The organism is Providencia sp. 2024EL-00732, assembly GCF_044006275.1.
GTDB classification, from domain to species: Bacteria; Pseudomonadota; Gammaproteobacteria; order Enterobacterales; family Enterobacteriaceae; genus Providencia; species Providencia huashanensis.
In genome coordinates this window covers 46,924-67,835 of record NZ_JBIPDG010000011.1, presented here as the reverse complement: position 1 = coordinate 67,835, position 20,912 = coordinate 46,924, and the positions used below count along the sequence as shown (strand labels likewise).

Here is a 20,912-nt window from a genome sequence, read left to right as displayed (position 1 = left end):
TTGCCATGGCATGAATAGCGTTTTATGATAGCTAATACCTGTTAATTCAATTGGCTATACCTATCCTATTGTGCGAATTATTCTGGTACAACCCACTCAACTAAAGTATGCCCTATACCTTCAGGCACCAGTGTTTTATGTAACCAAGGCAGCACATTTTTCATTTGCTGTTCCAATTTCCACGGTGGGTTGATGACAATCATACCCGATGCCGTCATGCCGCGTTGGTCGCTGTCAGGTCGCACAGCCAATTCGATTTGTAAAATTCTGCGGATCCCTGTTGCTTCTAATTGATTAAGCATACGTTTTATTTGTTGGCGCAACACGACGGGATACCAAATTGCATAGGTTCCCGTTGCAAAACGTTTGTACCCTTCAACCACACCTTTAACGACCGCTTCATAGTCTGTTTTCATTTCATAAGGTGGGTCCATCAACACAAAACCTCGACGACTTTGTGGTGGTAACTTTGATTTTAATTGTTGATAGCCATCTTCTTTAGAAACTTGTGCTCGATTATCACGTGAAAACTCAGTACGTAATAACGGATAATCGCTCGGATGTAATTCCGTTAATACCAGTTTATCTTGCTCACGCAATAAATATTTGGCTAATAAAGGCGAGCCCGGATAATAACGCAAACGGCCATTATCATTGAGCTTACGTACAATACTCATATAGGGCTGTAATTCCTCAGGTAAATCTGGTTGCTCCCATATCCGCGCAATCCCTTCGAGGTATTCACCTGTTTTTTCTGCATGTTCACTGGTTAGTTGATAACGACCTGCACCTGAATGCGTGTCTAAATACAGAAAAGGTTTTTCTTTCTCTTTTAGAGACTCAATAATCAAACTCTGTACCGTGTGTTTTAACACATCGGCATGGTTGCCTGCGTGAAAGCTGTGACGATAACTTAACATGTAACGTTTATTTCCTGAGGAAATTCAACACTAGCCAAATAAGATGACTACTATTAAATAGGTGCTTTAAAGAGTGCCTTTTTGAACAAAAAATAGGCCGGATTAATTCTTCAGCCTCATTATAGCTAAATTTAGCCACAATTGTCACAGTGAAGGCAGCGCTAAAATTCACATGACCTAAATGAAATAAAACGCTATCCTAAATACAAATTTCAACATAACCAGGGGTAAATCATGAAGAAGCTACTGATAGTAACCACAGCTTCCGCTTTGTTTTTTGTAAGTTCATCAGTCATGGCAGCTAAAACACAAAATGGCTGCGACATTAAAAAACAAAGAATTGAAGCACAGATAAAATACGCGAAACAGCATGGCAACCAATACCGTGTTCGCGGCTTAGAAGAAGCATTAGATAACGTTAATCGTTATTGCACCCCAGAGTCTTTATATCGTGATAGCCAAAAGAATGTCGACGAAAAACGTGAAAAAGTGCAAGAACGCGAAGCTGAATTAAAAGAAGAAAAGCAACAAGGTAATGACCTCAAAAAGATTAAAAAACGTGAACGCAAATTAGCTGAAGCGCAGGCTGAATTAAAAGAAGCACAAGACGAGATGCAGATATACAAAGGGGCTCTTTAATTTTGATATATTCCCTTTTTCCTGATTAATGAATTGGTTACTTTCACTGCACAATATCATTCCAATGACATTTGTTTATCTAAAAAATAGGCATTGGGATGAAGTTACCCTTTATTTTAGGCTATAGTATTGTGCATATCATTCATAACTAGCCACTGAACAAGGCCAAAGTAAGACAGTTTTCGTTGCAGGAAAAGGGGATTAAATGTCGAATATGCAGGAAGAAGAACAAAAAGATAGCAACAAGCTGAAAGCGACACTGAATAAAAGTATTGATGGCAGTAAAAAAGCGCTCACATTCTCAATGCGTGTTGTTAATTTTATTTGTGCAATTCCATTTATTGCACACCTCATTCGTACCGCACAACGTTTTACTGACCGTATGGGAAACCAGTTTGGTGCCGCAATTACCTATTTCTCATTTCTATCGTTAATTCCTGTTTTAATGTTTTCATTTGCAGCTGCGGGTTTTGTCTTAGCCAGTAACCCTGAACTACTTGAAAAATTAGTCCGAGGAATTTCTGCAAATATTACTGACCCAACCCTAGCTAATACATTAGAAAGAACCATCGATACTGCAATTCGCCAACGTACGACGGTCGGGTTAACCGGTTTAGCCTTAGCGGTATATTCAGGGGTCAACTGGGTAAATAACTTACGTTTAGCTATTTTGGCTCAATCGCGCCCTGTATGGGAGCGAAATGAAGATGAGCACGAAAACATTATTTTCCGCTATATCCGCGATTTTTTTGCTTTGATTGGTTTGCTGATCGCATTGGTTGTCACAATCATGCTCACTTCAGTGGCCGGTTCTGCACAAGCAACCATTGTCAGCACATTAGGGCTTGATGGTATCGAGTGGTTAAAACCTGCGTGGACACTAATAGGGTTAACTATCTCTATCATGGCTAATTTCCTATTATTTTTATGGATTTTTTGGATTTTACCTCGTATGCAACATCGTCGTCGGTCACTCATCAAAGGGACTTTTCTGGCTGCCATCGGGTTTGAAATTATTAAATCAATCATGACATGGATTTTACCGAACCTAGCGTCATCTCCTTCCGGTGCAGCATTTGGTTCAGTACTAGGTTTAATGGCTTTTTTCTACTTTTTTGCCCGTTTAACCCTATTTTGTGCAGCATGGATAGCTACCGATGAGCAAAAAGACTCATTGCCTACCGAAACAACGCTTTAATCATCCAATTAGGGCAGCGATAATCGCCGCCCTACTATTTACACAATTTATCCATTCATCTCTTCAACCCACGTTTTCACAAGCAAGGCGGCTGGCATTTCGCGGATTTTCACTAGGTTTTTCCCTGCCCAATGAGCAGAAAAGTCATCACTCCCCAACTGACTTGCTGCGGCATTTAACTGTTTTGCAATATCATAAGCAATTGGATAATCAGGTAATTCATTTATTTTATAATCAAGGCCTATTTGCGTAAATTGATTCGCAATCCCCCTTGCCGGCCGCCCTGAGATTACAGTTGTTAAAGTGGTGGTATCCGTTGTCTGGCTTTTCAATTTTTGCCGATAGCTACTATTTGCGGCAGATTCAGGACACAAAATAAACGCCGTTCCCAACTGCGCTGCGGCTGCACCGCCATCTAATGCCCCTTTGATATCATAACCATCCATCATTCCCCCTGCTGCAATAATAGGTAACTGGGTCTGTTTTATAAGTAATGATACCAATGCGTTAGTCGTTAATTGTTCATCTTGCATATTTACATCAAATATACCGCGATGCCCACCAGCCTCAATACCTTGAGCAACAATTGCATCAATCCCGGCCTGTTCTATTAACTGGGCTTCTTGCAAATTAGTCGCGGTGGCTAAGGTATAAATGCCTTGCGACTTTAATTGCTGTACGACCTCGGCTGAAGGGATATTAAAATGAAAGCTGACTGAAGCTGGTTTCATCTCTAACAACATCGCCAACATTTCAGAGTTACCTAAAAAAGTTTGGTAGATTTCATTAAGATGAGTTGGAGGAGCCGTATTAAACTGAGCAAAGTAAGGCGCCAGATATTCTATCCATGCGCGTTCATTAGTTTGGTTGCGTTTTGGTGGTTGATGACAAAATAGATTCACATTGAATGCCTTATCTGTCAGTGCCTGTGTTTGAGCTATCATCTGACGTGCTTGTTCAACTGTGCTTGCCCCTAACCCTAATGAACCTAACCCACCGGACTCAGAAACTGCCGCCACTAATGCAGGTGTAGACACCCCCACCATCGGAGCTTGAATGATAGGATAGCGTAAGCCTAACCGGTGTAAAAATGCATTTTCTTTAGCCATTTTCTTTCCTTTATTGTAATGTCGGGATACACTTTACTTTCTTACATTGAGAATGAATATAGCACTATATTCACATAAAGAGAAAATGAACACTGAAACTCTTAAAATATTCTGTACCGTTGCTGCTGAGCTCAATATCACCCGCGCAGCTGCACGTTTAGGTCGCGTACCATCGAATATCACAACACGAATTCAACAATTGGAGTCAAATCTTGGCGAACTGTTGTTTATTCGGCAAAATAAACGCCTTGAACTTTCAGAGGCTGGTAGGCAATTTCTTGATTATGCTCATCGGTTATTAGCCCTTGAGGAAGAAGCTCGCCATGTCATTAGTGGGGGGCGAGAAGGTGGGCAGTTGCGTATTGGAAGCATGGAAAGTACGGCGGCTTGTCGGCTACCCATACCTTTAGCACAATTTCATCAGCAAAACCCAAATACTAAATTGTTATTACGTACTGGGTCTTCACTTTCATTGCTAGAACAAGTCAATAGCGGCAAACTGGATTGTGCGTTTGTCGCACTGCCTTCTGCGCTATATGAACCTAACCAACTCTCACAAATGGGGATCAAGACCGAGGTCATTTGGCAAGAAGAATTGCAATTGTTGCTTCCTGAACATGAACATTCAGCAACCATTGTAAATCAAGTTAAAACCCGTTGTTTAGCGGCTTTTGCACAAGGGTGTAGCTATCGGAATATTGCGGAGCAATGGTTAAATATTCCAGCAAGTTTCGATTGGAATGTACAAGAAATGAACTCTTATCACGCGATGGTGGCTTGTGTTACCGCAGGGAGCTGTGTGGCACTTCTTCCAAAAAAATTAATCGAATCAATGCCTGTTTCATCTTTAAAATTAGGCAGAATTACAGTGACTCACTGTGATACCCTTTTGATTTACCGCGAAAATTACCATGTCCCTGCTTTTAGCGCATTTAAAGCGTGTATTAGTGCATCTAGTCATGATTAATATAGTGCCTTCATTATAATTACCTAACATGGGGTCATGATGACTAGCTTTGTGAAACAACTTGAAGAATTAACCTGTGGGGTTGTTCTCTATTATCACAACCAGACGAAAAGCAGTGTTGCTAGTTTCTGTTCTAGGGGGTCAGACCTTGCAGGCTCCCCACTCACTGTCGATACACCACTACGGATAGCGAGTAATACAAAAACCTTTACCGCGGCAGCGATTTTACGACTTGCTGAATTAGGCAAACTGAGCATCAATGATGCTATCTCTAAACATATCGACCCAAAATATAATTTATTACTAAGTGCCCAATATGACACGAATGCAATTACCGTGCGTCATTTACTCAATCACAGTAGCGGGCTATTAGACCATGCTGATGCCGACTACCTAACTGAAGTTCTCAAACGCCCTAATTATCAGTGGAGCCGTGCAGAGCAATTAGAAATGTACATCCACAAGCAGTTTCCATTTTTTCCACCTGCTAAATCGTACATCTACTCAGATACTGGCTATATTTTGTTGGGGGATATTATTGAGCGAATAACAGGCAAATCACTTGGTCTAGCAGTAAGAGAATTACTCAAATTTGATTCAATTGGACTAGAAACTGCCTATTGGGAACACCTAGAATCTCCCCCAACAATAGCAGCACCTAGATCACGCCAATATTTAGGGAAGTTGGAAGGGACACATATCCACGCCTCTATGGATGCTTATGGCGGTGGTGGTTTAGTGATGTCATCAAAGCAGATGGCAGTGTTTTTAGAGGCGCTTTTCGGGGGGGCTATTTTTTCATCGCCAGCGACCCTAACAACCATGTTAAGTACCGGCCCCCATGATGGAGCAGAAAATTATCGACTCGGCATTATGGCAAATGTTGTTAACGGCATTACCTTATATTCTCATTTAGGTTTTTGGGGCTCTGTGGCTTATTACTCCCCTCAAACAAAAACAAGTGCCGCAGGGTTTGTCGATAACAGGGGTTCACGAGAAATACTAATAACGGCTATTGAATCGTTACTAAGCCAACAAGTTTGAAAAAGGATAGCCAATGGCGACCAACGGCTACCCTTCATCATTTATTGTGCAACGGCCGGTTTAGCAGGCACGAGATCTGTTTGCGTGGCAGTTGATGTGGAGGCTTGAGGCCAAAGTGCTTTAATAAATTTTTGGCGAATTTGTTCCGCATCCATTGTTTGTTTATCTTTTGGCTGCGCTAAAACAAAAGCTGCTTCTTGCGATAATAAGCGACGCGCTTCCATGTTAACTTGCTCAAGGCTTTGCGATGCTAAAAAAGACTGCCTTAAACGTTGATACTGTTCGGGAGCAATATCAACGACCCCATTTTGCTGGGAAATCAAACGCTGACTAATCAAAACATCAGTGCTAGTGCGGGCATAGGCAGCAAACAATTGCGATAGCTGCACCTGTTTTTCTTTCATCATGTCATCAAACAGCTCGGCAGGGATACCATTTTGGTTAATTGTAGCTAACTCATTAATGACAATATCAGTCACCGCGGCCATTTTTTCGGGTGCAGCACTGACAGATAGCGTACAAGTGGCTTTCTGGTATTGCACACGACAATCAAGCCCGGGGACCACTTCACCTTGGTTAAATTTTTGATTAAACGTTTTTTGCAAAGAACGATAAACCGCTTCGCGCGCTAAGTCACTTGCCCAATAACGTAATAATATATTTGAGTCTTTAATTGGTAACCAATCGATATCCCAAATCAAAGAAAGGGTATCCTGCGCCAGTTGCTCTTGTAAAATATCAATAGATTGTGGTTTTACCGTCGATAGCACCGCGACAGAAACAGGCTCAGAGCGTCTGCCTTCTAGAGATGAAAAAGTTTGCGATATCGAGTCAGATAACATCCGAGAATCCACATGACCAGCAACGTATAACGTCATCACATCCGGCGTATACCATTTTTGGTAAAAAGCGTTCACGCTTTCGAGATCGACATTGTCATTTGGTTTTTGGCCAGGGTCATAACCCATCATCGCAGAACCTTTTAAACGAGCTCGCCAAACTGGGTCGCTTGCATTTAAAGGCAGTGTTGCAACAGGCACGTTTTCAGCTGTTAAGCCATTATGCAGTGTCGTTTCGGTATATTCGGCTTTCACTACAGAGGTAGCTAGCCAACTCAATGCTTGCTTGATTAAATCAGGCCTGTTGTTAGGTAAACTTAAGCTGTAAGTTGTGTAATCATAAGAAACAACCGCAGGTGGAATTGGCATGTCTGGGTCTGTTGCCTGACGCCAAAACTCTTGTAACGTTGCGGTTGGAAATGTTTCAGTCTGATGATACAACGCCATTTTAGGAATTAAATAACTGTACCCTTTCTCACTCGCTTTTTCTGTTAATGAACCTGTTTTAATTGCTAATCTGAGTTGGATACGGTCATTTGGACGCTGTGGTGTTTGTAATAATTGCCAGCTAAAGCCATTTTCTAGCTTTCCTTGCTGCCATGCTGGATCAGGTTGCAGAGATTCAGCGCTTGCAAATTGAGTCACTGATAATAATACAACACTGATAATATACCGAACTTTCAAGCCCTGCATGTAAACCCCTATGTGTTTTATATCTTTATATTTAACCGCAAATTACGACAGGTAAATTAACGAAAAGCGTGAACTTACCGGGTTAAACAATACCGTTTGGCTTTATCCAATTTTAATTTTCACCACTATAACGATATTAGACCATAAAGCTGAGTTCATGTTCATGGCTTAGTCTGAATTTTGCTGTTTTCTTTGACGGTTGTAACCTTTTGCAAGTAACCCAAGCTCATCATCATGATGATATTCAGAAACAACCAGCTGATTAACTTGATCATTTGTCTGTAACTCGATAGCCATTTTACGCAATGGCCTGACAATCATCCTGCTGACACACCACGTCATTGCAATAGCAATGATAAGCACCAACAATAAGTAAGTCGTTGTCATCAATGCCAGTGTGTTTAAAGCAAACCGATATACACGATTAGGGTCGACTTGTAAGGTTAAATACCCTTGAGGCTTCGCTTGCAATACAGCATTGCCGTATGCATATAAAGGTACCGTCATTTCGACTGGAATGCCGACAAAGTAAGTCGCCCACTCGGGGATTGGCTTCGGTGTTGCAAAACTTAAATTCATCACCGTTGCATTATCAACCGTCACAATCGCATTACCCATAATACCTGATGTCTTTAAGCTAATGAGTAATCTTTTCGCCTCGCTAAGGTCCGAACTTAGCAATGCGTCGGTTAATGGTTTCTGAATTTGTACAACAGCATTACTAAGCTGGTCTAAATAATCTTGCTTACGTTGTTCAATTAAGTAGCTGAATTGGATAGCTAAAAAAAGCGCGAGAGAGAGTAACGTAATTCCAAAGAATACGATCATACTTTTTAACGTTAGTGAGCGTTGGACCTGTGTGTTCATTTGACCACAACCTTCCTAATCAAGCAGCTTTTTAAAGAAAAATAGAAACGTCAATCAGTATACTTGATTTTATCCCCAAAAGAGTAATTTAAAAAGAAAGATTGGATATTTAGGATAAACGATATCCTAAAGAGAATTAAATATAAAATAGAAGAGAAAAACGGCAGAAAGTCAGACTTTCCGCCGTATTAAACATTAACTCACGACAACAGATTGTTTCTCGTCTTCATCAACAGCAAAACACGCTACCAACTGTTGGTCATACTCATTTAATGTCGGCTGGAACTGAGTACATTGGCCAAAAGCTCTACGGCAACGAGCCGCGAAAGCACAGCCTGGAGGTGGGTTCAGTGGGCTCGGCAATTCCCCTGTTAACTTAATACGTTCACGCCTTGAGTCTGGGTTTAACCTTGGTGTTGCAGATAACAAGGCTTGTGTATAAGGATGCAAAGGGTTATTAAAAATCTGCTCTTTCGTGCCTTTTTCAACGCAACGTCCTAAATACATTACCATGACCTCATCAGCAATATGCTCAACCACAGATAAGTCATGGGAAATAAACACATAAGACAAGCCAAGATCCTGTTGTAAATCCATCATCAAGTTTAATACCTGAGCGCGAACAGAGACATCCAGCGCAGAAACAGGCTCATCTGCAACAACAATGTCTGGGTCAAGCATTAAACCTCGTGCTATCGCAATACGTTGTCTTTGCCCTCCCGAGAACATGTGTGGGTATCGGCTATAATGTTCTGTTTTTAAACCTACTTTTGCCATCATTGATAATACTTTTTCTTTGCGCTGTTCTTTCGATAGCGAAGTATTAATCAATAAAGGTTCTTCTAAAATTTGCCCCACCTTTTTACGGGGATTCAATGAGCCGTATGGGTTTTGGAAAACAATTTGAATTTTCTGACGGCGCAGCTTCTCCGCTGATTTATCTCTAATCAGCAAATTTTGATCTTGATAATACAATTCGCCATCAGAAGGTTGCTCTATCATCGTTAACAAACGACCAAGTGTGGATTTACCGCACCCCGACTCCCCAACTACGGCTAGCGTTTTACCTTTCTCTAATTCAAAAGAAACCCCATCTAACGCTTTAAGGGTTTTCTCCGCAGAAAAAAAACCACTTTTAACAGAATAATACTTTTTCAAATCCACGGCTTTTAGCAATGGGGTATGTTGTTTGTCACTCATAATGTTGGCCTCCCCATATCATCTAACGGCATATGGCATTTGACTTGGCGATCACCAACGGTTTGTAACATTGGCTCCTCTTGACGGCACTTATCCGTTGCGTATGGGCAACGTGGATTTAATAAACAACCGACAGGCCTGTCATATTTACCGGGAACAACACCAGGGAGTGATGCTAAACGTGATTTATTCGTTGCAAACTCAGGTAATGCTCTCAATAGTGCTTGGGTATAAGGGTGACGTGGGTGTTTAAAAATATCACTCGCTTTTGCTGATTCAACCACCTGCCCTGCATACATCACGATGATATGGTGTGCAGCTTCAGCCACAAGTGCAAGGTCATGGGTGATCAACACTAACGCCATGTTTTCTTGCTGTTGTAGCTCCAAAAGTAGCTCAATAATCTGCGCTTGAATTGTGACATCCAAAGCTGTTGTTGGCTCATCAGCAATCAACAGTTTAGGGCGACAAGCAATCGCCATTGCAATCATCACCCGCTGACTCATCCCACCTGATAATTGATGGGGATAGACATCCAAGCGTGATTGAGGATCAGGGATACCTACCATGTCGAGTAAATCGACAGCCCGCTGTTTCCGTGTGCTTTTACTGCCACCTTGATGCACTTTGAGTGCTTCCATGATTTGATAACCCACGGTAAAACATGGGTTTAGGCTGGTCATCGGGTCTTGGAAAATCATCGCGACATCCGCACCAATAATTTGTCTACGTTCTTTTTCAGGCATAGACAATAAATCGCGTCCATCAAACTCCAACGATTCTGCCATCACTTTCCCGGGGTAATCAATTAACCCCATGATGGCAAGTGAGCTAACCGATTTCCCAGAACCAGATTCACCGACGATACCAACGACTTGCCCTTTATCAACGCTATAACTGATACGATCAACCGCGCGAAATGGCGCTTTTCCATCGCCAAAATGAACCGAGAGTTGTTCTACATTTAACAGTGCCATTAGATTACCTCATCACTGCTTGAGTTTTGGATCGAATGCATCGCGTAAACCATCACCCATCAGGTTAAACGCAAGCACCGTCAGTAAAATCGCCAGTCCTGGGAAAGTCACCACCCACCATGCACTCTGTGCAAACTGCAGCACATCAGACAGCATAGTTCCCCACTCAGGAGTTGGTGGCTGAGCGCCCATACCGAGGAAACCCAAAGCAGCCATATCTAAGATAGCATTCGAAAAACCTAAAGAGGCCTGTACAATCAATGGAGCCAAACAGTTAGGTAAAATATTCACAAACATTTGACGTATTGAGCCTGCACCAGCAACTCGAGAGGCCGTCACATAATCACGGTTCACTTCCACTAAAACGGCGGCACGCGTTAACCTGATATAGTGAGGTAAAGCAACAAAAGTCAGAGCAATAGACGCATTAACAATAGAAGGCCCAAAAATTGCGACTAAAACTAAAGCCAATAGCAAGCTAGGTAATGCCAACATGATATCAACTACACGCATGATTAGCGCATCAACAATACCACCGAAGTAACCTGCAATTACGCCAATGGTCACGCCCATTATCAAGGACAGCACGACAACCAAGCACCCAACTAATAAAGATAAACGAGCGCCATACATCAAGCGAGAAAGTAAATCACGCCCAACATCATCCGTTCCTAGAATAAACTGCCAGCTCCCACCCTCATCCCAAACTGGTGGAGCCAATAAAAAATCACGAAACTGTTCATCAGGGGCATGTGGTGCTAATACACCCGCAAAAATAGCAATTAGTACCATCAGGATGATATAAAACATCCCAACAACGGCCCCTTTATTACGTTTAAAATAATGCCAAAATTCTTGTAATGGTGTCATCGGCTGTGGGGCGCTGACAACAGTTGGCTCAGTAGATTGAGACATTTAGCGCTCCTTATTTTTTATGACGAATGCGTGGATTTACAATGCCATATAGCAAGTCGACCACTAAGTTAACAAAAATGATCAGCGTTGCCACGAGCAGTACGCCACCTTGTACGACAGGGTAGTCACGACGTTGCAGCCCTTCGATTAACCAACGTCCCAACCCAGGCCATGAGAAAATAGTTTCTGTTAAAATAGCGCCTGCTAACATGACGCCAACTTGTAAACCGATAACCGTTACAACGGGAAGTAAAGCGTTGCGTAGTGCGTGGATTAGGATCACGCGTGCACGGCCAAGGCCTTTCGCTCGCGCTGTTCGAATATAATCTTCGCCTAACACTTCCAACATTGATGAACGCGTCATGCGAACAATAACCGCCAGAGGGATCGTCCCTAATACAATAGAAGGCAATATCAAGTGCTCAACAGCATCAATAAAGTTACCTTCTTCACCCCAAATCCAAGTATCGATTAACATAAAACCGGTCAGTGGGTTTGAATCATCAAGGAAGACCATATCACTCACCCGCCCAGCAACTGGGGTGAGGTCTAATTGCACCGACACTAACATGATGAGCATAATCCCCCACCAAAATATCGGCATTGAATAACCCGTTAAAGAAAGACCAATCGCGGTGTGGTCAAAGATTGACCCACGTTTTACAGCGGCTAAAACCCCAACAGGGATACCAACAGAAACCGCAAAAATCATTGCACAAGTGGCTAATTCAACTGTCGCTAAAAAGCGAGGTAAAAACTCTTCCCAAACACCAATACGGCTTTTTAGAGAAATCCCTAAGTCACCATGAAATATCCCATTAACATAATGCAGATATTGCTTCCAAAGTGGCTGGTCAAGGCCTAACTCAGCCATTAAGTAGGCGTGCCTTTCAGGAGAGATCCCCCTCTCCCCAGCCATGATCATAACTGGGTCACCGGGGATCATGTGAACAAAAGCAAAAGTAAGTAGTGTGATACCGATAAACGTCGGGATCACAAGCCCCAATCGTCGGAGGATAAATTGCAGCATATCCTGAATCTCTTTAATAATGCCGTTGACGGCTCTTAGTCCGTTTGGCTACTCAGAAAATAAATTTTCCGGGTGCTCACAAACAACTGAACTTCTCTGTTTCTTCTAAGTCTTTGGGTTATTGATCCTTATGGGTGCTGCTTACAGCACGCTTAGATGCAAGAAACCGTTAACATGATTAATTTACAGACTACTTAATACAAAACTCACCATGCAAAATTATCATCTAGAAGAATACCCCTTAGAGGAGAAAACGCCCCGCGCTGCAAATTAGCAACGAAGGGCATTAACAGATTAGATACGATTACTTCTCAATGTCGACGTTTTCGAAGTGATGTTTACCTAATGGATCAACCACATAGCCTTTCACTTCCTTACGTACAGGTTCAAACACCGTTGAGTGTGCAATGATAAGCGCAGGAGCCTGCTCATTCATTACGACTTGTGCCTGTTTATACAATTCGACGCGTTTGTCATGATCAGCCGTCTGACGTGCAGGTTGGATCAAGTTTTCAAAGCTTTGATTACACCATTTTGAATAGTTAGAACCTTGTTCTTTTGCTGCACAGCTAAATAATGTTGCGAAGAAATTATCAGGGTCACCATTATCACCAGTCCAACCCATCATCACGGTTTGAGGCTCACCATCTTTCGCACGTTTGAGATATTCGCCCCACTCATAGCTCACAACTTTAGATTTAACACCGATCTTTGACCAATCCGCTTGGATCATTTCAGCCATACGGCGCGCATTTGGGTTATACGGACGTTGTACTGGCATTGCCCATAAATCAATCTCAAAGCCATTAGGGAAGCCTGCTTCTGCTAATAATGCTTTTGCTTTTTCAGGGTTATATTCATAATCCTTCACAGCGTCGTTATATCCCCACATTGTTGGCGGGATTAAGTTTTTCGCTTTCTGACCTGCGCCTTGATAAACCGCATCAATGATGGCGTCTTTATTCACTGCCATTGAGAGGGCTTGACGAACTTTTTGGTTATCCAGTGGTTTTTTCTCAACATTATATGAAAGATAGCCAACGTTCAGACCTGGCTGCTCCATCAATGTAATGTTTTTATCTTGCTTCATCCGCTCTAAGTCAGCCGGGTTTGGATATGGCATAACTTGGCATTCATTTTTTTGTAACTTAGCATAACGTACTGAAGCATCCGGCGTGATTGAGAAAACTAAGCGGTCAAGTTTCGGTTTTGTACCCCAATACTGATCATTGGCTTTATACAAAATACGAGAGTCTTTTTGGTATTGCTGTAAAACAAATGGGCCCGTCCCTATTGGGTTTAAGTCCACTTTTTCTGGCGTACCTGCTTTGAGCATTTGGTCCGCATATTCCGCAGAAAGGATTGATGCAAAGTCCATAGCCATATCCGCTAAGAATGGAGACTCAGGGCGAGTTAGCGTAATTTTTACTGTGTTATCATCAACTTTTTCAACTTTATCAATGATTTTGTCCATATCCATGCCCATAAAGTACTCATAGCTACCACCTGATACTTTATGATATGGGTGATTAGCGTCTTTTTGGCGCATAAATGTGTAGATCACATCATCTGCATTGAAGTCACGGCTTGGCTTAAATTGTTTATTAGAGTGCCATTTAACCCCTTTGCGTAAATGGAAGGTATATACCTTGCCATCATCACTTACTTCCCAGCTTTCAGCTAAGCCAGGTGCGATCTCTGTTGTCCCTAATTTAAATTCAACTAAACGGTTATATAATGGGATTGAACTTGCATCATACGTTGTTCCAGAAGTAAAGAGTTGAGGGTTAAAACCTTCAGGAGAACCTTCTGAACAATAAACTAATGTTTTTGCTTGTACTGAGGCCGATACAGCCAATGCTGCTAATGTTAACCCTACAGTAAGTAGACCTGTCTTTTTAATAGAGCGCATCTGTATGCTCCTATGTTGTTTTTGCTTAATGCCTAAACCCGTCATATAAATGACAGATGTAGTATCTGTATTTTTTGTTATTCATTGTGCAATTAATCAACTGTCACTCACTTCGTCAATAGCCGTATTTGCTACACACCCACAACTCTCGTAACATATTAGAAACATTTGTCACGCTAAATTAGCTTAATATATTACCAATCAAGACAAAAGGCAGACGTTATAACCACATTATTATTGATGATTAGTGTTTTATGTTTGAGCTATTTATTTTTATATTTGTGATTAAGTGCTGAATTAGTGAACGAATATAGCGTGCTATACGGAGGTATGCAAAATAAAACTCTAAAGGAAATAAAGTTAGAAACTATTTTAGTTTGTTATTATTTAGCTTGTTTTTCATGCAGACAAAAAACATTCAACTAAACAAGCTAAACATAATTTTAACTATTTGATAACTTAAAGAATAAAATCGCTATATGTCACTTTTTTATTTAATTAGACTGAATACAGAAAATGCTTTTATACCCACCATAAAAGATATAATTATCCAAAATTAAAATATATAGAATAAAAACAAATGGATACAGGAAAAACCAATTAAATTAATAATGAAAACTGAATTTAATACCGGAACTGACTGTATTGAAAGCAAGCGGCTGAGATTGCCATAAAGGGGTATCAATGAATAAATGGTAAGACAAGCCCTTTAACTGACCTTTCGCGCCTATTTTACAGCCTAACAGTAGGTTCTCTTTCCAAAATGTCGCTCGGTCATTCGCCGTTGTTCCTAAGCCTAATGACGAATACAACTGTACATGTGGCCAAGGAGTCTGCCACCGCAGCTCATTGTGAAATTTTAAGCTATGATCCCCCATTTCAAAATGTTTTACCCCCGTAAGAAAACCACTCACACCGCCATTTCCTATGAATGTATCACGTTCTAATAAAGCATCTAGATTGGAACGACTTAACTGCACATCAAGTTGGCTTAGATAATAAAACGGCTGTATTTCTCTCAAGTTAGACAGTGAAAACTGAAAGATTTGTGCTTTATCCAAACCTGTCGTTTTTTGTGCATTAGCACCAAACCAATCTACCCCTTGTTTATATTTTAAAGAAACAAGCGTATTCCCCTTTAAAAAATCAACCTGATGTGAGAATTCAGCAATAGCATAGCTCGCCAGACGTTTTTGCGTCTGTAAACGTAAGTCGGATAAAAAAGTATCACTTTTTTGAACTTGGCTACCAATACCGAATGAAGTAACTGCGTTTTCAGTGCGATTCAGTATGCGCTCAATTTGTAGCAATAAACCCCAGCTACGCTGTTGAAAAGGTAAATTAACATCATAATTTGTTATTACTACTTGGTTTTTATGGTACTCAGCAGATACAGAAAATAGCCAATAGTGGTATGGGAGAGAATATAACAATACCATTGATTTCATTTCGCTTCCGTTAAAAGCATTTAAGTGATGGTTAACCTCTGAATACAAAAAATCACTTCGTAGTAAAGGATTTGCAAGCATCCATATATGGCTTATAACATTAGTCGTTTGCCCAGCAGCCCTGTGAGCTTCATAAGAAATCACCCCATTTAATGCACGGCGTTGCTGGCCAACAACGATAACTTGAGTGGCATTTTTATCGACGTCATCAGGCACTAGATTTATATGAAATGGAAGTAAAGATACATTCTGTAAATTAGATAAGCCTTGTTCAATATGGCGGAGATTTAATAGGTCCCCTGGCTTCAGTGGAAAAATAGATAATAAAGAGCGATCTTTGTTTTTTTCATTTTGGTAACTCACCGCAGAGATAGTCCCCTCAACGATTTTTATACGCAAAATACCAAACAAAAATGTTTGCTCAGGATAGTATAAATATGAGGTTAAATAACCTGCGCGGACAAGGTCAGCTGTAATATAATCGGCATACTCCAATAGCTTACGATCATCAACGCATTGCCCTTCAATTTGCTGCCTCCATGCATTAATACGTCTTGGCTCTACTTTAGTTAACCGCTGGGAATTTACCAAATGAACTTGATTAATAAGAATGCATTGCGCGGTATTAATAGGTTGAGTTATAGCGGAACTATAAGCGTGAGAAGTAACAAGAATATATAACCCTAACAATAAAAAACGAATGTGTTTTGGTACAACGTATTTTGCTTTCATTAACAGGTCCTTGTCATGAAAAACTGTTTTATTAGCTAAAACCACCCTAATAGAGGGAGCTGCCAGCAAAAAATACGTAACCCATGAGATATTCTCAAACCGTATGCTTTTATCTATATCAGCAGAATCTAGGTGTTGGATGCAAGTAAAGTTATTCTTAAAAATGGAGAGGAAATGAGAAGTGCCATAAACGGAAAAACCCACCTCATTGAGGTGGGTTTTAAAATTTGGTCGGCGAGAGAGGATTCGAACCTCCGACCCACTGGTCCCAAACCAGTTGCGCTACCAAGCTGCGCTACTCGCCGAAAACGGTGTGAATAATACTGCCAAGAATGGGGGTCGTCAACCCATTTTTTATTAATTTGGCTCGAGTGCTGATAAAACCACCAAAATGGTAAGGTTTATAGGCAACTCACCTTATTTTACTAAAAAAATAAGCACTAAATTAATTTAGTGCTTATTTATCAAACAGATTAACTTTTATAAAAATAGCATCATAAAACCAGTTTATGGCCTAATTTTAAGTTATTGCAGTAAAGAAATATCTGCTACCTTTAAAAACAGCTCACGTAATTGGCTTAATAGCGTCAAACGGTTAACACGAACCGCTTGGTCTTCGTCCATTACCATCACATTTTCAAAGAATTCATCCACTACATCGCGTAAAGAAGCTAGCTCAGCTAATGCTTCTTGATAATTTCTTTGCGCAAACATTGGAGCAAGCTTTTCTTGTAGAACTACAACATGAGTTGCTAGTTTCACTTCTTCTGGTGTTTTCAGTACAGAAGCTAAGACAGTATCCGCTAATTTTTCTTCTGATTTACTCAGAATATTAGAAACACGCTTATTTGCCGCTGCAAGCGCTTGTGCTTCATCTAGCGTACGGAAGTGAGTCACAGCTTTAACTCGTGCATCGAAGTCAGCAGGTTGAGTTGGGTGACGAGCTAATACAGCTTGGATGGTATCAATGCTATAACCTAATTCTTGATACCAAGAACGGAATCGGCCAAGCATAAATTCGACCACATCATTAACGACGTCTTTATTCGTTAATTTATCGCCGTATAAACGAGCTGCTTCGGCGGTCATTTCAACGAGATCAAGCTGATAGCCTTTCTCAACGATAATGCGTAACACACCCAAAGCCGCGCGACGAAGAGCAAATGGGTCTTTATCACCTTTAGGGTGCTGCCCAATACCAAAGATACCGGCAAGTGTATCCATTTTCTCAGCAATGGCTAATGCAGCAGAAACATCAGTAGAGGGAAGTGCATCACCGGCAAAACGTGGTTGGTATTGCTCTTTCAGAGCCAATGCGACGTCTTCTGATTCACCATCATGCCGAGCATAATGCATACCCATTACACCTTGAGTATCTGTGAATTCAAACACCATATTGGTCATTAAGTCGCATTTAGCGAGTAAGCCAGCACGAGTCGCATGATTAACGTCTGCACCAATTTTATTGGCAACCCAACCCGATAGTGCTTCTAAACGGTCTGTTTTATCACGCAAAGTACCTAATTGCTTTTGGAATAGCACCGTTTCTAAGCGCGGTAAGTTGTCTTCTAAACGTTGCTTACGGTCAGTTTTAAAGAAAAACTCCGCATCAGCTAAACGAGGGCGTACAACTTTTTCGTTACCTGAAATAATTTGTTGAGGATCAGAAGATTCAATATTCGCCACAAAGATAAAATTAGGCATTAATTTACCCGCATTATCATAGACGGGGAAATACTTCTGGTCACCTTTCATGGTATAAACCAATGCTTCAGATGGGACGTCTAAAAATTTCTCTTCAAACTTCGCCGTTAAAACAACTGGCCACTCAACCAATGAAGCAACTTCTTCAAGTAAACTATCAGTTAAATCAGCGTTACCACCTAAAGCTTGAGCCGCCTTTTCTGCATCCGCTTTGATTACGGCTTTACGCTCTTCGTAATCAGCCATCACTTTACCGCGTTCACGTAGGATAGCAGGATATTGCTCGGCGTTATCAATGGTGAATTCTGCTTCACCCATAAAACGGTGCCCACGAATTGTGCGCCCACTCTTAATACCTAAAATTTCACCCTCAATGACATCACTACCTAACAGCAATGTTACAGTGTGAACAGGGCGAACAAATTGGGTGTCTTTATCTGCCCAACGCATTAATTTAGGAATAGGTAGTTTAGCAAGTGAGCGGCTAACCATATCAACCAGTAGTTCATTCACGGCTTGCCCTTTAACTTGGGCACGATAAAGTAACCACTCGCCTTTATCGGTTGTTAAACGCTCAGCTTGGTCAACGGTGATACCACAGCCTCGAGCCCAACCTTCTGCGGCTTTAGTTGGTTGGCCATCAGGGCCAAAAGCCTGAGAAATAGCAGGACCACGTTTTTCAACCTCACGGTCAGGTTGGGAAGATGCTAAATCAGCAACTTTTAGTGCCAAACGACGGGGTGCAGCAAACCACGTTACCGCGCCATGCGCAATATTCGCGCTATCAAGTTCGCTGGTAAAATTTGCAGCAAATGATTCAGCTAATGAACGAAGAGCCTTCGGCGGTAACTCTTCGGTGCCGATTTCCACAAGGAAAGTCTGTTGAGTCATGACAGCCTCTTAATTCTTATGACACATAGGGAATCCAAGCGCTTCGCGTGAAGCATAATAAGCTTCAGCAACCCCTTTCGTCAGGGTGCGGATACGTAAAATATAGCGTTGGCGTTCAGTAACAGAAATAGCTTTACGCGCATCAAGTAAGTTAAAAGTATGAGCAGCTTTCAAGATACGTTCATAAGCCGGCAGTGGAAGTGGAGTTTCCAAAGCGAGAAGATGTTGAGCTTCTTTTTCATATTCTTCAAAGCATTTGAAAAGAAAATCAACATTTGCATATTCGAAGTTGTAAGTTGATTGTTCAACTTCATTTTGATGGTAAATGTCACCATAAGTGGTTTTGCCCAGCGGACCATCACACCATACAAGATCATATACGCTATCAACACCTTGGATGTACATCGCCAAGCGTTCCAAGCCATAAGTGATTTCGCCAGTCACAGGTTTACACTCAAGCCCACCCACTTGCTGGAAATAGGTAAATTGAGTCACTTCCATACCATTTAACCATACTTCCCAACCTAAACCCCAAGCCCCTAAAGTTGGGTTTTCCCAGTTATCTTCAACAAAGCGAATGTCATGAACAGTTGGGTCAACACCCAGCTCTTTTAAAGAACCGAGGTATAATTCTTGGATGTTATCTGGTGATGGTTTAATAATCACCTGAAATTGATAATAATGCTGCAAACGGTTTGGGTTTTCACCATAGCGGCCATCTGTTGGCCGGCGAGATGGCTGAACATAAGCCGCCGCAATAGGCTCAGGGCCTAATGCTCGCAAACATGTCATTGGGTGGGAGGTTCCTGCGCCGACTTCCATGTCCAGTGGTTGAACAATGGTACAGCCTTGGCGCGCCCAGTAATCCTGCAATGTCAGGATAAGACCTTGAAAGGTTTTGGTATCAAACTTTTGCATGTTAGATCCGCACGCGATACGTTAAATTAATGAAAGTACGTCAGTATACCCTTTGACCGCAAGATATACAGCATTGAATATGTCTGTATTTATTCTAAAAATAAAAAAAAATACTTTCACCCCCTTTTAAGCTGGTTATTTATACAGTATAAATATCTCATTTTTAAAAAAGATTAATATGATTGTAAAAAGGATGAAAAATGAATACAGCATCAACACGTTGCCATTGGGTTAATAAAGACCCTGAATATATTGCTTATCATGATCATGAATGGGGCAAACCAACCCATGATAACCAAGCCCTGTTCGAAATGATCTGCCTTGAAGGGCAACAAGCAGGTCTTTCTTGGTACACTATTTTGAAAAAACGCCAAGGTTATCGGGAATTATTCTATCAATTTGATCCTAAAAAAATCGCCTTGATGAACGACAGTGATATAGAACGCCTTATGCAAGAGCCCCGTATTATCCGTAATAGGTTAAAAATTAAAGCGATAATTGCCAACGCAAAAGCCTATTTAGCAATGAAAGAAAGCGGAGAGGACTTTTCCACTTTTCTTTGGCAATTTGTTAATGGCCAACCTATTGTCAATGGCTGGGAAAACTCGTCCCAAGTCCCCGCCGAAACAGAACTTTCTATGCTGCTTTCTAAAGCGCTCAAAAAACGTGGGTTTAAGTTTGTCGGTTCAATTACTTGTTATGCCTTTATGCAAGCCACTGGCATGATAAATGACCATTTAATACATTGTTGCCAGTTTAAATAAATTAGTGTTTATGGATGATACTTAGCGTATAAAAAGAAAAAGAAACTATCAAACCATTAACATCGCAGAATTTTCATCCATTAATTTATCCATTACCAGATATTTAAATCACAAATATATGCAAATGAGCGGTTGAACTCTAAGG

Annotated in this window: 17 protein-coding genes and 1 tRNA gene; 5 read left to right on the top strand and 13 right to left on the bottom strand. The window is 41.2% G+C overall.

The genetic code is table 11. The features are described from left to right. Positions 1–77 precede the first annotated feature (77 nt). Entirely contained in the window at positions 78–920 is an 843-nt protein-coding gene (locus ACHB7C_RS16195) for a 23S rRNA (adenine(2030)-N(6))-methyltransferase RlmJ (protein ID WP_048605429.1), read from the bottom strand. A gap of 234 nt (positions 921–1,154) precedes the next feature. Here ACHB7C_RS16195 and ACHB7C_RS16190 point away from each other — a divergent pair, with 234 nt between their 5' ends. Continuing rightward, a complete protein-coding gene (locus tag ACHB7C_RS16190) occupies positions 1,155–1,559 on the top strand; it encodes a DUF1090 domain-containing protein (RefSeq protein ID WP_042847646.1) in 405 nt (134 codons plus the stop codon). Between the two features lie 205 nt (positions 1,560–1,764). Then, positions 1,765–2,757 carry an inner membrane protein YhjD gene (yhjD, locus tag ACHB7C_RS16185; RefSeq protein ID WP_370661209.1) on the top strand — a complete coding sequence of 331 codons (993 nt, stop codon included), beginning with the start codon at positions 1,765–1,767 and terminating at the stop codon, positions 2,755–2,757. Between the two features lie 47 nt (positions 2,758–2,804). Here the strand turns inward: yhjD and ACHB7C_RS16180 are convergent, their stop codons facing one another. Beyond that, complete coding sequence (locus ACHB7C_RS16180; protein ID WP_272656532.1) at positions 2,805–3,866, bottom strand: nitronate monooxygenase family protein; 1,062 nt, start codon at positions 3,864–3,866, stop codon at positions 2,805–2,807. Positions 3,867–3,951: 85 nt separating this feature from the next. Between ACHB7C_RS16180 and ACHB7C_RS16175 the strand changes: the two genes are divergently transcribed. Next, positions 3,952–4,833: a LysR substrate-binding domain-containing protein gene (locus ACHB7C_RS16175; RefSeq protein WP_071547624.1), complete on the top strand. Its 882-nt coding sequence runs from the start codon at positions 3,952–3,954 to the stop codon at positions 4,831–4,833. A gap of 39 nt (positions 4,834–4,872) precedes the next feature. Then, positions 4,873–5,877 (top strand): serine hydrolase, encoded by a 1,005-nt coding sequence (locus ACHB7C_RS16170; RefSeq protein WP_166685439.1) that lies wholly within the window; start codon positions 4,873–4,875, stop codon positions 5,875–5,877. Between the two features lie 41 nt (positions 5,878–5,918). Here the strand turns inward: ACHB7C_RS16170 and ACHB7C_RS16165 are convergent, their stop codons facing one another. The 11 genes from ACHB7C_RS16165 to glyQ all read right to left on the bottom strand — a co-directional run bounded on the left by ACHB7C_RS16165 (position 5,919) and on the right by glyQ (position 20,003). Further along, on the bottom strand, positions 5,919–7,409 hold the full coding sequence (locus ACHB7C_RS16165; RefSeq protein WP_129466952.1) for an insulinase family protein: 1,491 nt from the start codon (positions 7,407–7,409) through the stop codon (positions 5,919–5,921). A gap of 168 nt (positions 7,410–7,577) precedes the next feature. Beyond that, the gene (locus ACHB7C_RS16160; protein ID WP_071547621.1) at positions 7,578–8,276 is read right to left on the bottom strand and encodes a HAMP domain-containing protein; all 699 of its coding nucleotides are present in this window, start codon (positions 8,274–8,276) and stop codon (positions 7,578–7,580) included. 195 nt (positions 8,277–8,471) lie between these two features. Continuing rightward, positions 8,472–9,476, bottom strand: a complete 1,005-nt coding sequence (gene dppF / locus ACHB7C_RS16155) for a dipeptide ABC transporter ATP-binding subunit DppF (RefSeq protein WP_042847655.1) — start codon at positions 9,474–9,476, stop codon at positions 8,472–8,474. Then, positions 9,473–10,453 (bottom strand): dipeptide ABC transporter ATP-binding protein, encoded by a 981-nt coding sequence (gene dppD, locus ACHB7C_RS16150; RefSeq protein WP_042847656.1) that lies wholly within the window; start codon positions 10,451–10,453, stop codon positions 9,473–9,475. The genes dppF and dppD overlap by 4 nt, the downstream gene beginning before the upstream one ends. 12 nt (positions 10,454–10,465) lie before the next feature. Continuing rightward, positions 10,466–11,368 carry a dipeptide ABC transporter permease DppC gene (gene dppC, locus ACHB7C_RS16145; RefSeq protein WP_042847657.1) on the bottom strand — a complete coding sequence of 301 codons (903 nt, stop codon included), beginning with the start codon at positions 11,366–11,368 and terminating at the stop codon, positions 10,466–10,468. 10 nt (positions 11,369–11,378) lie between these two features. Further along, positions 11,379–12,398 carry a dipeptide ABC transporter permease DppB gene (gene dppB, locus ACHB7C_RS16140; RefSeq protein ID WP_048605437.1) on the bottom strand — a complete coding sequence of 340 codons (1,020 nt, stop codon included), beginning with the start codon at positions 12,396–12,398 and terminating at the stop codon, positions 11,379–11,381. A gap of 304 nt (positions 12,399–12,702) precedes the next feature. Further along, positions 12,703–14,310 carry a dipeptide ABC transporter periplasmic-binding protein DppA gene (dppA, locus tag ACHB7C_RS16135; RefSeq protein WP_042847660.1) on the bottom strand — a complete coding sequence of 536 codons (1,608 nt, stop codon included), beginning with the start codon at positions 14,308–14,310 and terminating at the stop codon, positions 12,703–12,705. Between the two features lie 605 nt (positions 14,311–14,915). Further along, positions 14,916–16,490 (bottom strand): ShlB/FhaC/HecB family hemolysin secretion/activation protein, encoded by a 1,575-nt coding sequence (locus ACHB7C_RS16130; RefSeq protein ID WP_166686798.1) that lies wholly within the window; start codon positions 16,488–16,490, stop codon positions 14,916–14,918. 228 nt (positions 16,491–16,718) lie between these two features. After that, positions 16,719–16,795 (bottom strand) — tRNA-Pro (locus ACHB7C_RS16125). A 220-nt stretch (positions 16,796–17,015) separates the two neighbouring features. After that, complete coding sequence (gene glyS / locus ACHB7C_RS16120; RefSeq protein ID WP_042847662.1) at positions 17,016–19,085, bottom strand: glycine--tRNA ligase subunit beta; 2,070 nt, start codon at positions 19,083–19,085, stop codon at positions 17,016–17,018. Positions 19,086–19,094: 9 nt separating this feature from the next. Next, positions 19,095–20,003, bottom strand: a complete 909-nt coding sequence (gene glyQ, locus ACHB7C_RS16115) for a glycine--tRNA ligase subunit alpha (protein WP_004262647.1) — start codon at positions 20,001–20,003, stop codon at positions 19,095–19,097. A gap of 200 nt (positions 20,004–20,203) precedes the next feature. Here glyQ and ACHB7C_RS16110 point away from each other — a divergent pair, with 200 nt between their 5' ends. Then, entirely contained in the window at positions 20,204–20,767 is a 564-nt protein-coding gene (locus ACHB7C_RS16110) for a DNA-3-methyladenine glycosylase I (RefSeq protein ID WP_042847664.1), read from the top strand. The last annotated feature ends 145 nt before the right edge of the window (positions 20,768–20,912 follow it).

What these genes read in the sequence shown, in the direction of transcription:
- dppF (WP_042847655.1), bottom strand. Translation starts at nt 9,476, where the DNA reads ATGAGTGACAAACAACATACCCCATTGCTAAAAGCCGTGGATTTGAAA.
- dppB (WP_048605437.1), bottom strand. Translation starts at nt 12,398, where the DNA reads ATGCTGCAATTTATCCTCCGACGATTGGGGCTTGTGATCCCGACGTTT.
- yhjD (WP_370661209.1), top strand. Translation starts at nt 1,765, where the DNA reads ATGTCGAATATGCAGGAAGAAGAACAAAAAGATAGCAACAAGCTGAAA.
- ACHB7C_RS16110 (WP_042847664.1), top strand. Translation starts at nt 20,204, where the DNA reads ATGAATACAGCATCAACACGTTGCCATTGGGTTAATAAAGACCCTGAA.
- dppA (WP_042847660.1), bottom strand. Translation starts at nt 14,310, where the DNA reads ATGCGCTCTATTAAAAAGACAGGTCTACTTACTGTAGGGTTAACATTA.
- ACHB7C_RS16130 (WP_166686798.1), bottom strand. Translation starts at nt 16,490, where the DNA reads ATGAAAGCAAAATACGTTGTACCAAAACACATTCGTTTTTTATTGTTA.
- glyQ (WP_004262647.1), bottom strand. Translation starts at nt 20,003, where the DNA reads ATGCAAAAGTTTGATACCAAAACCTTTCAAGGTCTTATCCTGACATTG.
- dppC (WP_042847657.1), bottom strand. Translation starts at nt 11,368, where the DNA reads ATGTCTCAATCTACTGAGCCAACTGTTGTCAGCGCCCCACAGCCGATG.
- dppD (WP_042847656.1), bottom strand. Translation starts at nt 10,453, where the DNA reads ATGGCACTGTTAAATGTAGAACAACTCTCGGTTCATTTTGGCGATGGA.
- ACHB7C_RS16180 (WP_272656532.1), bottom strand. Translation starts at nt 3,866, where the DNA reads ATGGCTAAAGAAAATGCATTTTTACACCGGTTAGGCTTACGCTATCCT.
- ACHB7C_RS16195 (WP_048605429.1), bottom strand. Translation starts at nt 920, where the DNA reads ATGTTAAGTTATCGTCACAGCTTTCACGCAGGCAACCATGCCGATGTG.
- glyS (WP_042847662.1), bottom strand. Translation starts at nt 19,085, where the DNA reads ATGACTCAACAGACTTTCCTTGTGGAAATCGGCACCGAAGAGTTACCG.
- ACHB7C_RS16165 (WP_129466952.1), bottom strand. Translation starts at nt 7,409, where the DNA reads ATGCAGGGCTTGAAAGTTCGGTATATTATCAGTGTTGTATTATTATCA.
- ACHB7C_RS16190 (WP_042847646.1), top strand. Translation starts at nt 1,155, where the DNA reads ATGAAGAAGCTACTGATAGTAACCACAGCTTCCGCTTTGTTTTTTGTA.
- ACHB7C_RS16175 (WP_071547624.1), top strand. Translation starts at nt 3,952, where the DNA reads ATGAACACTGAAACTCTTAAAATATTCTGTACCGTTGCTGCTGAGCTC.
- ACHB7C_RS16160 (WP_071547621.1), bottom strand. Translation starts at nt 8,276, where the DNA reads ATGAACACACAGGTCCAACGCTCACTAACGTTAAAAAGTATGATCGTA.
- ACHB7C_RS16170 (WP_166685439.1), top strand. Translation starts at nt 4,873, where the DNA reads ATGACTAGCTTTGTGAAACAACTTGAAGAATTAACCTGTGGGGTTGTT.